This is a genomic window from Bacillus cereus group sp. BfR-BA-01430 (assembly GCF_022663115.1).
GTDB lineage: Bacteria > Bacillota > Bacilli > Bacillales > Bacillaceae_G > Bacillus_A > Bacillus_A cereus_BD.
This window is the reverse complement of sequence record NZ_JAKUEW010000002.1, coordinates 91,931-107,092: the sequence shown is the minus strand read 5'-3', so window position 1 is coordinate 107,092 and position 15,162 is coordinate 91,931. Positions and strand designations below refer to the sequence as shown.

Genomic DNA, 15,162 nt, shown 5'->3' with positions numbered 1-15,162 from the left:
TCGATGTAGTTATTCACACAAAACATACTTCTCTTTCCTTTGAATCTCTGTCGCTACAGAGATTCTTTTTCTATGTTTTTCACTTTTCAATATGCAAGTACAACATACAAACTTCCCTATTTATTCTATAAAGTGAAACTTTCATCAGTGGGGCTTTTCTTCATCCCCACTGATGAAGCCAAAACTATTTCACCATAAACTTCGTCTGACTACACCCATCTTTCTGCTTCGTTACTTCTAATACAGCAGGCATTGCATTTTTCAGCTCTTGTACGTGTGAAATCACGCCGATAAATCGTCCTGATTTTTGCAGGTCGATGAGTGCATCTACTGCTTTTGTAAGAGATTCTTCATCAAGTGATCCAAAACCTTCGTCAATAAACATTGTTTCAATCGAAATGCCGCCTTCATGTGCTTGGATTACATCTGACATTGCAAGCGCAAGACAAAGTGACGCGTTAAATTTCTCTCCGCCCGATAATGTTTTCACATCGCGCGTTTGACCTGTGTATGCATCGTATACATCTAATCCTAATCCACTTTGACGATTGCGCTTTTCCACTCGTTCGCTTCGTTTTAAATAGAACTGTCCATTTGATAATTTACCCAGTCTTTCATTCGCAATATGAACAATTTGTTCTAAATACTCAATTAAAATGTAACGCTCAAAGGAAATACGGCTTTCATTATCTCCTTTCATTACTTCATATAAATCAACAAGTTCTTGGAAAGCTTTTTCTTCCTCACGAATTTGCTCGTCAATTCGTCTAATATTTTCATATAAGTCAGAGATATATTCCACGGCACTTTGTGCACGCTGACGTTTTTCTTTTGTAATATCAAGTTCAATATCTAACTTTTTCATTTGTTCTTCAATTGAGATAATATCCGTCCATTCTTTATCCCGTAATTCATTTGTTAATTCTTCAATTTGCTTCGCCAATACTTCAAGTGATGAATAATAACTTTTAATTTTTTGTTGTAATTCTACTATTTCTGGATCTGTTCGTTTTGCTTCTTTATACGTAGTTTGATCCGCAAAACCACCTTGTTCAAGCTCGTTTGCAAAACGTGCAAACGTCTCTTCTCTCTTCTCTTTCGCATTGTTTACTTGTTTTACAGCACTATCATATTCAGCTTGCATGCGCACGTATTCATTTTGCCAATGTTGGTAAGCTTCTTGTCCTTTCTTCCACTCATCTTCCATCATTCGTAACTCTTGCGTTGCATCATCAAGTTTTTGTTTCCATGCTTCAAATGTTTGTAAGTTTTCAGGAATTTTTTGTTGATTATATTCATAAGATGTTCGAAGCTCAATGTATTCTTTCTCTATGCTGTGATGCGCCATTTCCATCTCACGTTTTTTCTTCTGCACTTCCTCTAATTGTACTTCTAGCTCTTTTACATGTAATGCAAGCTGTTTTCGCTTTTCTTCACTTACTTTTAATCTATTTACTTCAGCCGCTTGTTGTTTTCCTTTTTGTACTAGTGCATGATACGTATCGACTAACGCTTCTGGTTGATAACCACGCTTTTTCACTTCTTCAATTATTTGCTCATACTGCTGACGGTAAAAATTCCATTTTTCTCCTAATTGAAGATGTAATTTTTCAGCAATATTTTTCTTTTCTCGCAACTCATTCAGTTGATTTTCATCAATAGAATCGCCTCGCTCTGTTGCTTTATTTGGATGCGTTGTACTACCGCATACCGGACAAGATTCTCCATCATGAAGATGCAGTGCTAATATGCCTGCTTGTTCATTTAACCAGCGGCTCTCCATCTCTTCATATGTTGTAACAGCAATCTCCATGTTTTGAGTCGCTTGCTTTTTTTCTTGCTCATATTTTTCTTTTTCTTGCCAAACGTCATATGCTTGTTTTAATACTTTTGCATCTTCTCGCATATGGGTTAATTCTTCTACTTTTTCTACATATTGTTCGAGCGCGGCTTCTAACTGGTTTAATTCCTCAGTTAGTTGTTGTTTTTGCAAAATCTGAACTTCTAGCTGTTGTTCCAGCTTTTGAATATTCGTTTTCATTCGCTCGCTCTGTGCCTCAGCTTTTTGCATTGTTGATTTTTGTTCTACCAATGAAGTTATAATGGGCTGTAATTCTTCTAGTCTCTGCACATTTTGTTTCGATTCTTCACGCGTATGTTCTTTCTGTTTTAATTCTTCATATTTTCCCTGTGCAAGCGCAAATGCTTCAGCCGTTTTGTTCTTCTGAACAGTTATTTGGTTCAATGATTGCTGGGCATTCTGCTCACTTTGCTGCGCTTCTTCATACCACTGTTCAAACGGTAGTAACCTTTTTGCTTGTTCTGCTCGTTTAAATTGTTTTTCTGCGAGTTCAATTTGTTCGCGTCTTTCTTCTAAAGCCTTTTGTTGCTCTTTTTTCTGCTGTAAATCTTGAAATTTTTCATTTGTTGATTTCGCTGTATGAAAATGTTCTTCTATTTCTTTTAATTGCTTTATTTGTGCGATTTGCTGCGCTTGTAATCGTCTAACTTCCGCTTCATAGTAACTCGTTTCTTGTTCAAGCGCTTCAACCACTTGATGCGTATTGACATGTTCTTGCTGCACTAAGACCTCTAATAACGAACCATCTCGAACGGGCAATTGAAAAGCATTTCGGAAATAAATTTCTCTTTCTTTTTGTTTTCCCTGCAAGACGTCTTTCCACTGTTTCCGCTTTTGATCTAGTAATTCACGCATTAATTTATACCGATCCGTTTTAAAAATACGGCGTAAAATTTCTTCTTTATTCTCTGTTTCAGATGTTAATAGTTTTCGAAACTCTCCTTGTGGAAGCATAACAATTTGGCTAAACTGATGTTTACTAAGACCTATTAACTCTTCAACTCTTTTATTTACATCCGTCACATGAAAACGATCGACACATGGATTTTTCTCACCGTTGACTACTTCATACAATTCAATCGCATGCCCAGTCACAGTTTTATTTCCTTTTTTCTTATGTCCAAGTTGTCTTTTTATCTCATATAGTTTTCCTTTTAATTGAAATGTCAATTCTACACTCGTATATACACTATCATCAGCGAAATGACTGCGTAGCATACTTGTATCACTTCGTTCTTCTCCGCTAGCTTCTCCATATAGCGCATAACAAATCGCATCAAAAATTGTCGTCTTTCCTGCACCAGTATTTCCTGAAATTGCAAAAATACGATGATCTCCTAAGTCGCTAAAATCAATGACTTCCCTCTGTTTATATGGGCCAAATGCTGTCATCGTAAGCTGAATTGGTCTCATCCTCGTTCACCTTCCCGTTCCTGCACTGTTTGTAACACTTCTAAGAAGAGACGTTCTTTTACTTCGGATAAATCCGATCCCTTCATTTCTTTATAAAAAGCTTTTAATAAAGATACATCATCCATTTTATGTCTAGAAATAGTGATTTCATTTGCTTCTGTAAGCTCTCGTCTTTGCATAGAACGCTCAACATGCATTGCATTTGGATATACAGATCGAACTTTTTCCATTGGTTGTAATACTGGTGTTTCATCTAATAGCTTGACAAAAACATAGTCTTCACTTGTTGGATGTTTTAATAAATCATCTATTGTCGCTTCTACTGTTCGCATTTGGCGACGGGGAATCAATAAACGCTTTTCTATTTCAACATTACCTGTTCCATCTATTTCCACAATATAGTACCCTTTTTTATGTCGTTCTTCTGAAATGGAGTATGCAAGCGGTGAGCCAGAATAGCGAATGGTTTCATTACGAACAAAATGCGCTTGATGTAAATGTCCAAGCGCTGTGTAATGAAACTGGTCAAAATAGTGACTATTTACATACTCGGCACCACCAATTGAAAGCGGACGCTCTGCATCACTCGTGTTTTCCTCTGGTTCACCCGAAGATGTAACAAATGCATGTCCTACAAAGACATGTCTTGCCTCTTTATCCATTCTTTCTGATAGCTCATTTATAAAAATACGCATCGCATCATCATGAGAACGAATATCCTCATTTTTCATAATATGTCTAACAATACTTGGATCAGCATATGGAACTAAGTGAAAATGCACTTCCCCATACTCATCATGTAAAATAACTGGCTCATATGGAAATTGAAATTGCCCGACAATATGTAGCCCTTGTTTTTTCATTAACCCACTACCAAAATGAATGCGATCTGGGCTATCATGATTTCCTGCTACCGCGATAACAGGTGTTTGTAAATCAATCACTATTTTTTGTAATACATCATTTAATAAGTCGACTGCTTCTGTTGGAGGAATTGCTCGGTCATATAAATCACCTGCAATAATTACAGCATCTGGTTTTTCTTCTTCTACAGCTTGAACAAACTGATCTAAAACAACTCGTTGATCGTCCGTCATATACACACCGTGAACAAGTTTCCCTAAATGCCAATCCGCTGTATGAAAAAACTTCATCTCGTCCTTCCCTTCTCTCTTTTAATTTACTGATTGTAATGAAACAAGTTGATAGTTAACAATTGTTTTCTCGTCTTTCCATTCTAACTTTTGAATCATTGCGCTACCAATTCTTTCATGCTCTGATTTATATAAAGGTAATCTTTCATTCACAGCAAATAAGTGATAGCCCTCTAAAGTTAATTGAAATATGTTTTCTTCTATATGTAATCTTATTTCTTTTTCATTTGAAATAATTTTTGTATGCATCTCAAACTTCATATAGATACAACCCCTTTTTCTCTATTCACTATACTTTAATAGTATAGTGGGGATTCTAGATTGACAAGGGCATACATCTTCTTATTTCTTTTTTATTTTTGTAAATAATCTTTCAATATATAGTACAATACAGTAATTAAAACAATCACTATAAAAAATGAAAATAATGCGATAGTATACCCGTCTTTATTTAATATAAAGCAAAGTGAAATAGCAATGATAAAAATCGGAAATACAAGACGAACTTTATCCTTCACTTCTTCTGTCGTATCTGTATGATGAAAATAATGCGTAATTCCTACCATGAGAGAAGACAAAATAATAACCGATAATAGTAAAGGTCCTGGCATTCCGATCTCCCCTTTCTCTATCCCTTATTATATACAAACTAATGTCTTGTTAAAAGTTTGATAATTCAGCATTTATGATAAAATATAGTTTCTATATTACATTTTCTTACATGAAAATCATTCAACATCATAACATACCTTTTGTTTTCACACTACAAACAATCGTGATTGCTGTTGTAATATTCCGTTTCCTACATTGAAATCCTGCAAATGTTACTCGTCAAAATATGCAAGATGTTAAAAAATTTTCAATATTTCGCCTAAACAAATATACATTTGGTTAGACAATTAGACACTTTATTTTCTTTGTTTTCCTTTCATTTCACGTTCTCAAAACTGGCACATTCCTTGCAATATACAATAAATTATAAAGGACATTTGAGCTTTTATCGAGAAATAAGAAAACGAGAAGATTTATAGAGGAGGATTTAAAATGACTGAAAATGTTTTGTTTTCCATTAATGATAACGGTGTCGCAACCATTACGTTAAACCGTCCAAAAGCTCTTAACTCGTTATCGTATGATATGTTAAAACCAATTGGAAAAAAACTAAAAGAATGGGAAACAGATAATCAAATTGCATTGATTGTCTTAAAAGGTGCTGGGTCAAAAGGTTTTTGTGCAGGGGGAGATATTAAAACGTTATATGAAGCACGTTCAAATGAAGCCGCATTACAACATGCCGAAAAATTCTTTGAAGAAGAGTATGCTATAGATAGTTACATATATCGTTATCCTAAACCCATTATCGCTTGTTTAGATGGCATTGTTATGGGTGGTGGCGTTGGTCTAACAAATGGAGCAACATATCGAATTGTTACAGAACGCACAAAATGGGCAATGCCTGAGATGAATATTGGATTTTTCCCTGATGTTGGAGCTGCTTATTTCTTAAATCAAGCACCGGGACACACTGGTCGCTACGTTGCTTTAACAGCTGCCACTCTTAAAGCTGCTGATGTATTGTATATAAATGCTGCTGATCATTATATGACAACCGAATCTTTATCTTCTTTCTTAACAGAAATCGAAAATATAAATTGGAATATGCAAGATGTACATACTGCATTAAAGAAAATTATTCATACCTTCGCAAGTACACCTCATGCAGAAAGTACACTTGCTGCTATATTAGAAGATATCAATACCCACTTTTCCTTCCGTTCAGTTGAAGAAATTATCGACTCATTAGAACAAGATGGTGGAACATTTGCCTTAAATACAAAAGAAACATTATTATCAAAGTCTCCATTCTCATTAAAGGTAACATTAAAGCAACTAAGTGAGGGAAAAGGTAAATCGATAGAAGAATGCTTTGCAACCGACCTTATACTAGCAAAAAATTTCATGCGCCACGATGATTTCTTTGAAGGTGTTCGTTCCGTTGTTATCGATAAAGACCAAAATCCGCAGTATAAATATAAACAATTAAGTGATGTTTCAGATGAAGATGTAAACCGTTTCTTTCATCTTCTAAATGTATGATGAAGAAGCTAGATAAGCGGCAGATTCGCTGCCGTCATCTAGCTTCTTATTCTTTATTTCAGATGATTCAGCTTTCCTCTTCATTTATCCCGCTATTTTATGGCAGCCCGGGGTGGTAAGGGTTCATAATCAGTGGAGGATAAAGAAAACCCCACTGATGAAAGTTTCACTTTATGTTAAACTATTGTTAACCTAAATTTCATACAATACAGAAAAGAAAGGTGGCTTGATTATGGAGAACTATTTTCTTTTTATTATTATGTCCATTTGTCTTATTATTTTGCCTGGACCTGACACCGCAATGGCGACAAAAAATACTCTTACTTCCGGGAAAATAGGAGGTGTTAAAACAGTTTTTGGCACATGTATCGCTCTTTTCATTCATACGCTAGCTGCTGTAATTGGGCTTTCTGCAATTATCGTAAAATCTGCTTTCTTATTTTCCATTTTTAAATATGGCGGTGCCCTTTACCTCGTCTATTTAGGCATAAAAGCACTTTTATCTTTAAAAAACAAAAACAATATAGATGTAAATGAACACTCTATAAACCATACAAATAAAAACAGTTCTTGCTTTCGTCAAGGATTTCTTACTAACCTTTTAAATCCGAAAGTTGCAGTTTTCTTTTTAACCTTTTTACCACAATTTTTAAATCCGAACCATAATACACTTGTTCAGCTTTTCATTATGGGACTTACTTATCTAGTTTTAACAGCAATCTGGTTTGGCTTCTATATCTTCTTAATTGATAAAATCAGTACTTTCATGAAAAAACCTACTACTCAAAAATATGTTCAAGGACTTACTGGCATTGTACTAATTGGATTTGGTATTAAATTGGCTTTTGAAAAAAGTAACTGAGATAAAAATGAAATTGTCCCTATATCTATTCATAAACTTAAAAAAGGGTGAGTTTTAAATAAAACTCGCCCTTTTGCTCGTATGCTACATTTAAATAAGATTTTCATATCAAGTGAAACTTTACATATATAGTTTGTTATTATAGCTTATTTTTAATTTTTAACAATAAATTGTTCAACTATTTTTTCTAAATCCTCCACTTTCTTTTTCATATCACTAGAGTTAGTAGAAATTTTTTGGATTGACATTGCTTGTTTTTGAATCAACTGTCCCGTTTGCCCCGTTCCTTCAAATACTTGTGTAGAAGTTTCAGAAATTGCGGATAGAGACGCATTTACTTCTTCTGTTCCAGCTGATATTTCCTCTACTGCAACAGACACTGCTTGAATTTGGCTTGTAATTCTATTGATATCCTCCATAATAGAAGAAAATGCTTGCTCTGCTGTAAGAGCAGATTCTTTTCCTTCCGCTGCTTTCTCTGTACCTCTTTGCATAACGAGAACAGTATGTTGCGTATCTTGTTGAATCGATTTTATTAAATGATTAATTTCTTTTGCGGATTCCTTAGACTGTTCAGCTAAATCTCTTATTTCAGATGCAACTACTGCAAATCCTTTTCCATTTTCTCCAGCACGTGCAGCTTCAATAGCAGCGTTTAAAGCTAATAAGTTTGTTTGTTCTGCAATATGTGTAATGGCATTTAATGCTGTATCAATTTTCTGTATGCGTAAGACAAGATGATCTATCGCTTTAGACGTTTCTTCTACCACTTCATGTACATTGTTCAGCTGAAAAATGGATTGTTTCACGACTTTACTACCAGAATCCACTCGTTCTGTTGTTGTAACAGCTACTTCAGCAACAGTTGATGAAGAGTCAGCTACTGTTTGCACTCCTGCTGAAATTTCTTCCATTGATGATGAACTTTCCTGGATCCCTGTCACTTGATTCTCAATTTTAATATTCATTTCTGAAATGGTTTGAACAACCTCTTTTGATATATTCGACGCTTGCGTCGCATCTTGTAACATGGCATTTGTAGAAGAAATAACTTCCTGTGTCGTGACTTTCACGTTTCCAATCAATTGTTGCAGGTTATCTAGCATGCCGTTAAAAGACTGTACGATGCTTCCTAATTCATTCTTTGACGTATAAGAAGTACGTATTGTTAAATTACCCGCAGCAACTCGCCCTATGTCTCTTTGTAATAATGTGATTGGTTTACTAATTGCTTTTCTAATCATATAACCGATCCCAACAAGCCATATAATTGCAAGAACTGAAATAGTAATAAACGTAAATACTGTATTTTTCACATCTGTATCATTTTCTTTATATAATTGTTGGACTACATGATTATTATCCAATGCCAATTCCTGAATCATTACACTTAGCTTTTGTAAATTCGGTCCAATTTCTTTTACATAATATGTATAAGCTTCTTCAGTATTAGACTGTGCTAATTCTTGTACTGTTTTTAACTTCGGTCGTGTCTCATTAAATAATTTTTGAAATGCTTGAAGTACTTCCTTCTCTTTATCTGAGTTTATTTTAGCCTCAATTTTTTTTAATAACTCGTCATTTGTTTCACGAATCATCCCCATCTCTTTTGTCAATTCTTGCTTCCTATTTTCGTCCTTTGAAAGCAAGAATTCCATTAGGTCCTTATTAATTTGATACATATTCGCTTGGACAGTTTCTATCCATTGAACCGGCAGTAGGTGATTTTGATACATATCATTAGATGTCTTATTTATTTTTTGAATCGACAAAAATCCAATTGAAGTTAATGTAAGAATAACAACACACGCTATGAATGTTAATATCCTTACCCTTGTTCCAATTTTACTGTTACGTATAAAAGACAATCAAAAACACTCCATTTCTATATATTGTTTAAGTAATACATTTTATATTAAATTTTAATATTTTTCCACATAATTATAGTGCATAAGGAGCTGTCTCAAAAGATCTTTAAATACGACCTTTTGAAGATGTTTTTTTCATTTTCACCTTAATATGGATAAGCTTTGGATTGAGCTGTTGTTGTCCATTTCCGTAAATTATGGGCAACACAAATAAGACCCCATTCCAATCGATTTTTAGAAAGCCCTCGCAAGGAAAAACGTTGGAAGAAACGATTGTATTTCATATGACCAAATACGGGTTCTACCTCTATTTTTCGTTTTCCATATAATTCTTTACCTTCTTTTATACGCAAACGTTCTCGTACTTCTTTTCGCTGTTTTTGATTTTTGACAGAGACGCTGATAAGTTGGTTTTTGTTATAATCTATAAACATAAAAGAATCGTTCCTTTCTTTTGATTATTTTGTTGTGGTGACTTAATTATATCAAAAATGGACGATTCTTTTTTATATTTTACGTAAAGAAAGAGGTTGCCCAAAAGTAGCTATTCAGCTACTTTTGGGACAACATCATTTTAATCATATGTATACAATAAGAAAAAAGGTTCAAAAGCTTTTCGCTTTTGAACCTCAACTGAATGGCTATGAAGATACGCCCATTTTTTATATGCCATACATTACATATCAAGCCGTTCTCACATTAAAACCAGCGCTCTGTAACAACTTTTTTACGTGTATAAAATTGAACACCATCTTTTCCATTCGTTCCAAGATCGCCATAGAAAGATGCTTTATTTCCTGCAAAGGCAAAGAATGCCATTGGTGCTGGAACGTTAACATTTACACCAATCATTCCAGCATCGATATGATCACGGAATGTTTGTGCATGCTTACCACTTGAAGTATAAATAACTGCACCATTAGCAAATTTAGATTGATTTGTTAGTGCAATCCCTTCCTCTAAATCTTTTACTCTGACAACACTTAATACTGGAGCAAAGATTTCATCTTGCCAAATTTTCATATTTTGATTTACTCCATCAAAAATTGTCGCTCCAACAAAATACCCATCCTCAACATCTTCTTTTATTTGACGTCCATCTACTAATAAGTTCGCTCCATCTGCTACACCGCTATTAATATAACCGATAACACGTTCTTTATGAGATTCGCGAATTAATGGTCCTACATAATTCTCTTCATGGAAGCCATCTCCTACTTTTAACTTACGCGTTTCTGATACAAGAGCATCGATAAATTCATCTGCAATTTCATCCAAAACAGCTACAACAGAGCATGCCATGCACCGCTCTCCGCTACTTCCAAACGCTGATCCAATGACACCTTGCACTGTCTTTTCAAGGTTGCAATCCGGCATAACGATTGCATGATTTTTTGCACCTGCAAGTGCTTGTACTCGCTTTCCATATTTTGTTCCTGTTTCATATACATAACGGGCCACTGGTTCAGATCCAACAAAAGAAACAGCTTGAATGTCTTTATTCTCAAGAATGCTATTTACAACTTCTTTTCCACCTTGTACTAAATTTAATACTCCCTTTGGAAAACCAGCTTCATAGAATAATTCTACAAGTCTTTCTGCTAAAAGGGGTGTTCTCTCAGATGTTTTTAATACAAATGTATTTCCACAAGCAATTGCTAATGGGAACATCCATAACGGAATCATCATCGGGAAGTTAAATGGAGTAATACCAGCAACAACGCCAAGAGGATAACGCCAAATTGAGCCGTCAATTCCACCTGCAATATTCGGAAGTGCTTGCCCCATCATTAAATTTGGAGCTGATGTTGCCAGTTCTACTGCTTCAATTCCTCTTTGCACTTCACCACTTGCGTCTTTCAATGTTTTTCCATTTTCTAATGTAATAATTTTCGAAAGCTCATCTTTATTTTCTTGCAACAGTTGTAAATATTTATATAGCATTCTTGAACGGTTTGGAACTGGCACTTTTGACCATGTCTCATACGCATTTTTCGCAGCCTCTACAGCACGCTCTACATCTTCTTTTGGAGAAAGAGGAACATATGCAATAATTTTTCCTGTTGCAGGATTTGGAACAGCCTCTACTTCTATACCTGTAGATTCTACCCATTCACCGTTAATATGATTCTTCACTCGTTTAATTTCTGTTGTGATCATTTTATTCGCTCCTTTTTATTTTTTATTGACAATCATTCGTTTATTATTTATGGCTTGAAATGAGTTGTTCGCTTATCTTTTTGTATAAAGCAGCCATATCTTTCTCACCATAACCAGCTTTACTTGTTTCATCATATAAATTGAGCAGCATTTCACTTATTGGTAAGTGAAGCTCACTTTCTTTCGCTAAATCGACTGCAAATCCTAAATCTTTCTTTAATAGATTGACAGTAAATCCCGGCTCATAATTTTCTGGAGCAATAAAGCTTTTATAATTTCGTTCATAAATTCTACTTTGACCATAACTTACATTTAAAATATCAAACATTTTATCTAAATCCATATGATTCTTCTTAGCTAATATCAGAGCTTCACTAACACCTGCCGTATAAAAACCAATTAGTAAATTATTAATTAGCTTTACTGTTGTGCCGCTATCAATTTGTTCACTCACATGGAAAATATTCGCTCCTAATACTTTCATTACAGGCAAAGCTTTTTCATAGACTTCTTTTGAACCACCAACCATAAAGGTTAATGTACGATTCTCCGCGCCAATTACTCCTCCGCTAACTGGTGCAGCTAAAAAGTCTACTTTTTTCTCATTTGCAAATTCTGCAATTTTCTTATTTAGTTGCGGTGCTACTGTACTTGTATCAATGAGTATAACATTTGGATGACCATTCTCAATTAAGCCTTCTTTCCCAAAATAAACAGCTTCAACAGCTCGTGAAGATGGCAAACTTGTAAAAACCACATCACACGTTTCTGCTAATTTCGCAATGGATAAACCGATAATGCCACCTTCTTTTTCAAAGGAAGCCTCGGCATCTTTATTTAAATCAACACCATAAACTGTATAGTTTGATTTCGCTGAATTTTTAGACATCGGAAGCCCCATATTCCCTAAACCGATGAAACCAATCTTTTTCATAACAATCTCCCTCCCATTTCATCCACTTTAACTATAAACACTCTCTTACATTGTGACCTTACACAACATATTTCCCCCGATTTATAATTGTTTTTGCAATCTCTCTCTTTTTCAGAAATAAATTCGTATATAGAGGCACAGACTGTTGACGAATTTCGTCTAAAATGGAATGTCTTTTTTCTTCTTCTGTTACTGCTGCAGAAAGAAGTGTAGTTGCAGCTGATTCTACTTTGCGGTATCCTTCTTCACAAAGCACATCTGTTATGAGCTGTTTTACACGCTCTTTTTCTTCGCCATTTTTACTTACTGCTTTTTTCGTACGTAAAAATGCTGATTCCATTACGTAAACATCTCTCAACATATCTGCGATTACACGTGAATATTCTTGTTCTTGTTCCAGTTTTATGCCAGGAGTTTGAGATAACGTTTTCAAAGATTGTTTCAACAATTGTTTTGACAATAAAATATAGCGATGATTTCTTTCTAAGTTTTCAAATAATTCTTCTTGCACCTCATGATCCATTTCTTTTAGCTGTTTCATTAACATTTTCGCAACTGTTAATCGATTAATTTCATTCGTCCCTTCAAATATGCGACTAATTCTAGCATCACGGTATAAGCGTTCCACTTCATACTCTTGCATATAACCGTAACCACCATGAATTTGTACAGCTTCATCGACGATATATCCAAGCGTTTCTGAAGCATTTACTTTATTAAGCGCACACTCTATTGCAAATTGAGACATTTTTTGCATGATGTTTTCATCATTCTCATCAATTGCTTCATCAATTATACCTGCTGTTCGGTAAGCTGAACTTTCCGCACCATATGTAGCAATCGTCATATTTGCGATTTTTTCTTGAATCATTGTAAAGTCAACGAGTTCAGTTTGGAACTGTTTACGTTCTTTTCCATATTGTACAGATAAACCAATTGCTTGTTTTGCTGTTCCGATGTTTCCAAAAGCAAGTTTCAATCTTGCAAAATTCAAAATATTAAGAGCTACATGATGTCCCTTTCCAACTTCACCCAATACATTTTTTGCTGGAATCACTACATCTTCTAAAATGAGCGTTGCTGTTGAAGAACCTTTAATACCCATCTTTTTTTCCTCTAATCCAAGTGAAACACCTTCACATGTTCTTTCGACAATAAATGCTGTCATTCCTTCATTTGTTTTCGCAAAAACAACATATACATCTGCCATATGCGCATTTGTAATCCATTGCTTTTCACCATTTAATGTCCATTCGGTTCCATCTTCATTTAAAACTGCACTTGTTTTTGCGTTTAAAGCATCTGACCCCGCGTTTGGTTCTGTTAAAGCGTATGCACCAATCCATTCACCCGATGCAATTTTGGACAAATAGTTTTCCTTTTGTTCCACTGTTCCATAATATATATACGGCAGTGTCCCTACTCCTGCATGAATATTAAAAGAAACGCTAAATGCACCTGCATATCCCATTTTCTCTGCTACAAGTCCCGAAACTACTTTCCCTAGTTCAAATCCACCATATTTTTCAGGAACTTCTATACTAAGTAGGCCCAGCTCACCGGCCTTTTTAAATAAACTGCGCGAAATTTCATAATTGTGCTGTTCGATGTTTTCAATTTGAGGTACAATTTCTTGTTTCACAAATTGTTCTGTCGTTTTTGCGATTAATTCTTCGTCACCTGAAAAGTCTTCCGGCGTAAAAAAGAATGTATGAAGTTCCTCATTTTGTGAAAAAAACTCATCCCATTGCAGCTTTGTTTTCTCCATCTATATCCTCCTATCATTTCCATCTTCATTTTATTTACAAGCAAATAGAGAATATGAAAAGACGATGCACTTCCACATCAAGCAGTTGTGTTTGCCAAAGATGTATCGTCATCGCCTTTTCTTTTTGTTATTGATCTTCAGATAAAACGGTCTTCGCAATTCCGTTATCTAATTCTTCAAAATCATGATATGAAATTGTTTCATACAGTTCACTTCTCGTCTGCATATTTGATAATCCTTCTTTTTGCGAGCCCGTTTCTTTAATAAGTGTAAATATACGCTCATATGCTTTTGCTGCAACGCGAAGTGATGTAACAGGATAAATGACCATTTGGAATCCCATATTAGCAAATTCTTCTGCACTATAATACGGCGTTTTCCCAAATTCAGTCATATTTGCAAGTAACGGAACGTTCACTTTACTGTTAAATAAACGAAATTCTTCTTCCGATTGAAACGCTTCTGGAAAAATAGCATCTGCTCCTGCTTCGACATAAGCAATCGCTCTTTCAATCGCTGCATCCAATCCTTCTACAGCTCGAGCATCCGTACGCGCTACGACAACAAGTGATGGTGCAACTTCTTTAATAGCCTTAATTTTTTGTATCAACTCTTCAGTTGTAACAAGTTTTTTTCCATTTAAATGTCCGCATTTTTTCGGCAGTTGTTGATCTTCAATTTGAACAGCAGCAACATTCGCTTCTACCATTTCTACAGCCGTACGCGCTACATTGAGTACACCACCAAATCCTGTATCAATATCAACAAGAAGAGGTAAATCTGTCGCTCTAACAAGATCTCTTGCTCTCTCAGCTACTTCCGTAGATGTCACGATCCCCAAATCTGGAAGCCCCTTGCTTGCTGTATAAGCAGCTCCCGATAAATAAAGAGCAGAAAAACCGGTGTTTTTTGCTACGAGAGCAGCCATTGCATCATGTGCACCAGGAATTTGTAAAATTTCAGGCGCTTCTACTAAAGCCCGGAATCGATTCGCAAGCTCTTCTTGTGTTGATTGTTTGTTCACAACCCAAGCCATTCTTATTCC

At 35.2% G+C, this 15,162-nt stretch carries 11 protein-coding genes and 1 pseudogene; 2 read left to right on the top strand and 10 right to left on the bottom strand.

Annotated elements, in window-relative coordinates:
• Window positions 1-184 precede the first annotated feature (184 nt).
• From MR058_RS04895 to MR058_RS04880, 4 genes are all read right to left on the bottom strand, one after another.
• Window positions 185-3,274: an AAA family ATPase gene (locus tag MR058_RS04895; RefSeq protein ID WP_242142916.1), complete on the bottom strand. Its 3,090-nt coding sequence runs from the start codon at window positions 3,272-3,274 to the stop codon at window positions 185-187.
• Window positions 3,271-4,428, bottom strand: a complete 1,158-nt coding sequence (locus MR058_RS04890) for an exonuclease SbcCD subunit D (protein ID WP_242142915.1) — start codon at window positions 4,426-4,428, stop codon at window positions 3,271-3,273. The genes MR058_RS04895 and MR058_RS04890 overlap by 4 nt, the downstream gene beginning before the upstream one ends.
• A 21-nt stretch (window positions 4,429-4,449) precedes the next feature.
• The gene (locus MR058_RS04885) at window positions 4,450-4,689 is read right to left on the bottom strand and encodes a DUF2584 family protein (RefSeq protein ID WP_242142914.1); all 240 of its coding nucleotides are present in this window, start codon (window positions 4,687-4,689) and stop codon (window positions 4,450-4,452) included.
• 92 nt (window positions 4,690-4,781) lie between these two features.
• Complete coding sequence (locus MR058_RS04880; protein WP_242142913.1) at window positions 4,782-5,039, bottom strand: hypothetical protein; 258 nt, start codon at window positions 5,037-5,039, stop codon at window positions 4,782-4,784.
• 433 nt (window positions 5,040-5,472) lie between these two features.
• Here MR058_RS04880 and MR058_RS04875 point away from each other — a divergent pair, with 433 nt between their 5' ends.
• Both MR058_RS04875 and MR058_RS04870 read left to right on the top strand, forming a co-directional pair.
• Window positions 5,473-6,525: an enoyl-CoA hydratase/isomerase family protein gene (locus MR058_RS04875; RefSeq protein WP_242142912.1), complete on the top strand. Its 1,053-nt coding sequence runs from the start codon at window positions 5,473-5,475 to the stop codon at window positions 6,523-6,525.
• A 229-nt stretch (window positions 6,526-6,754) separates the two neighbouring features.
• Window positions 6,755-7,387, top strand: a complete 633-nt coding sequence (locus MR058_RS04870; protein WP_242143496.1) for a LysE family translocator — start codon at window positions 6,755-6,757, stop codon at window positions 7,385-7,387.
• Between the two features lie 152 nt (window positions 7,388-7,539).
• On the opposite strand, the gene MR058_RS04865 is transcribed toward MR058_RS04870, so the two are convergent.
• From MR058_RS04865 to prpB, 6 genes and pseudogenes are all read right to left on the bottom strand, one after another.
• Window positions 7,540-9,255, bottom strand: coding sequence for a methyl-accepting chemotaxis protein (locus MR058_RS04865; protein ID WP_242142911.1), 1,716 nt, complete (start codon window positions 9,253-9,255; stop codon window positions 7,540-7,542).
• Window positions 9,256-9,401: 146 nt separating this feature from the next.
• Window positions 9,402-9,659 (bottom strand): annotated as a pseudogene (locus MR058_RS04860) (transposase); the annotation flags it as partial.
• Window positions 9,660-9,954: 295 nt separating this feature from the next.
• Window positions 9,955-11,415: a CoA-acylating methylmalonate-semialdehyde dehydrogenase gene (locus MR058_RS04855; RefSeq protein WP_242142910.1), complete on the bottom strand. Its 1,461-nt coding sequence runs from the start codon at window positions 11,413-11,415 to the stop codon at window positions 9,955-9,957.
• A 43-nt stretch (window positions 11,416-11,458) separates the two neighbouring features.
• Entirely contained in the window at window positions 11,459-12,355 is an 897-nt protein-coding gene (locus MR058_RS04850; RefSeq protein WP_313949164.1) for an NAD(P)-dependent oxidoreductase, read from the bottom strand.
• Between the two features lie 52 nt (window positions 12,356-12,407).
• Complete coding sequence (locus MR058_RS04845) at window positions 12,408-14,117, bottom strand: acyl-CoA dehydrogenase family protein (RefSeq protein ID WP_242142908.1); 1,710 nt, start codon at window positions 14,115-14,117, stop codon at window positions 12,408-12,410.
• A 127-nt stretch (window positions 14,118-14,244) separates the two neighbouring features.
• Entirely contained in the window at window positions 14,245-15,153 is a 909-nt protein-coding gene (gene prpB, locus MR058_RS04840) for a methylisocitrate lyase (RefSeq protein ID WP_242142907.1), read from the bottom strand.
• Window positions 15,154-15,162 lie beyond the last annotated feature (9 nt).

Bases quoted from the DNA above. Each gene is read 5' to 3' on its own strand.
- prpB (WP_242142907.1), bottom strand. From the start codon at position 15,153: ATGGCTTGGGTTGTGAACAAACAATCAACACAAGAAGAGCTTGCGAAT.
- MR058_RS04845 (WP_242142908.1), bottom strand. From the start codon at position 14,117: ATGGAGAAAACAAAGCTGCAATGGGATGAGTTTTTTTCACAAAATGAG.
- MR058_RS04890 (WP_242142915.1), bottom strand. From the start codon at position 4,428: ATGAAGTTTTTTCATACAGCGGATTGGCATTTAGGGAAACTTGTTCAC.
- MR058_RS04855 (WP_242142910.1), bottom strand. From the start codon at position 11,415: ATGATCACAACAGAAATTAAACGAGTGAAGAATCATATTAACGGTGAA.
- MR058_RS04880 (WP_242142913.1), bottom strand. From the start codon at position 5,039: ATGCCAGGACCTTTACTATTATCGGTTATTATTTTGTCTTCTCTCATG.
- MR058_RS04895 (WP_242142916.1), bottom strand. From the start codon at position 3,274: ATGAGACCAATTCAGCTTACGATGACAGCATTTGGCCCATATAAACAG.
- MR058_RS04875 (WP_242142912.1), top strand. From the start codon at position 5,473: ATGACTGAAAATGTTTTGTTTTCCATTAATGATAACGGTGTCGCAACC.
- MR058_RS04885 (WP_242142914.1), bottom strand. From the start codon at position 4,689: ATGAAGTTTGAGATGCATACAAAAATTATTTCAAATGAAAAAGAAATA.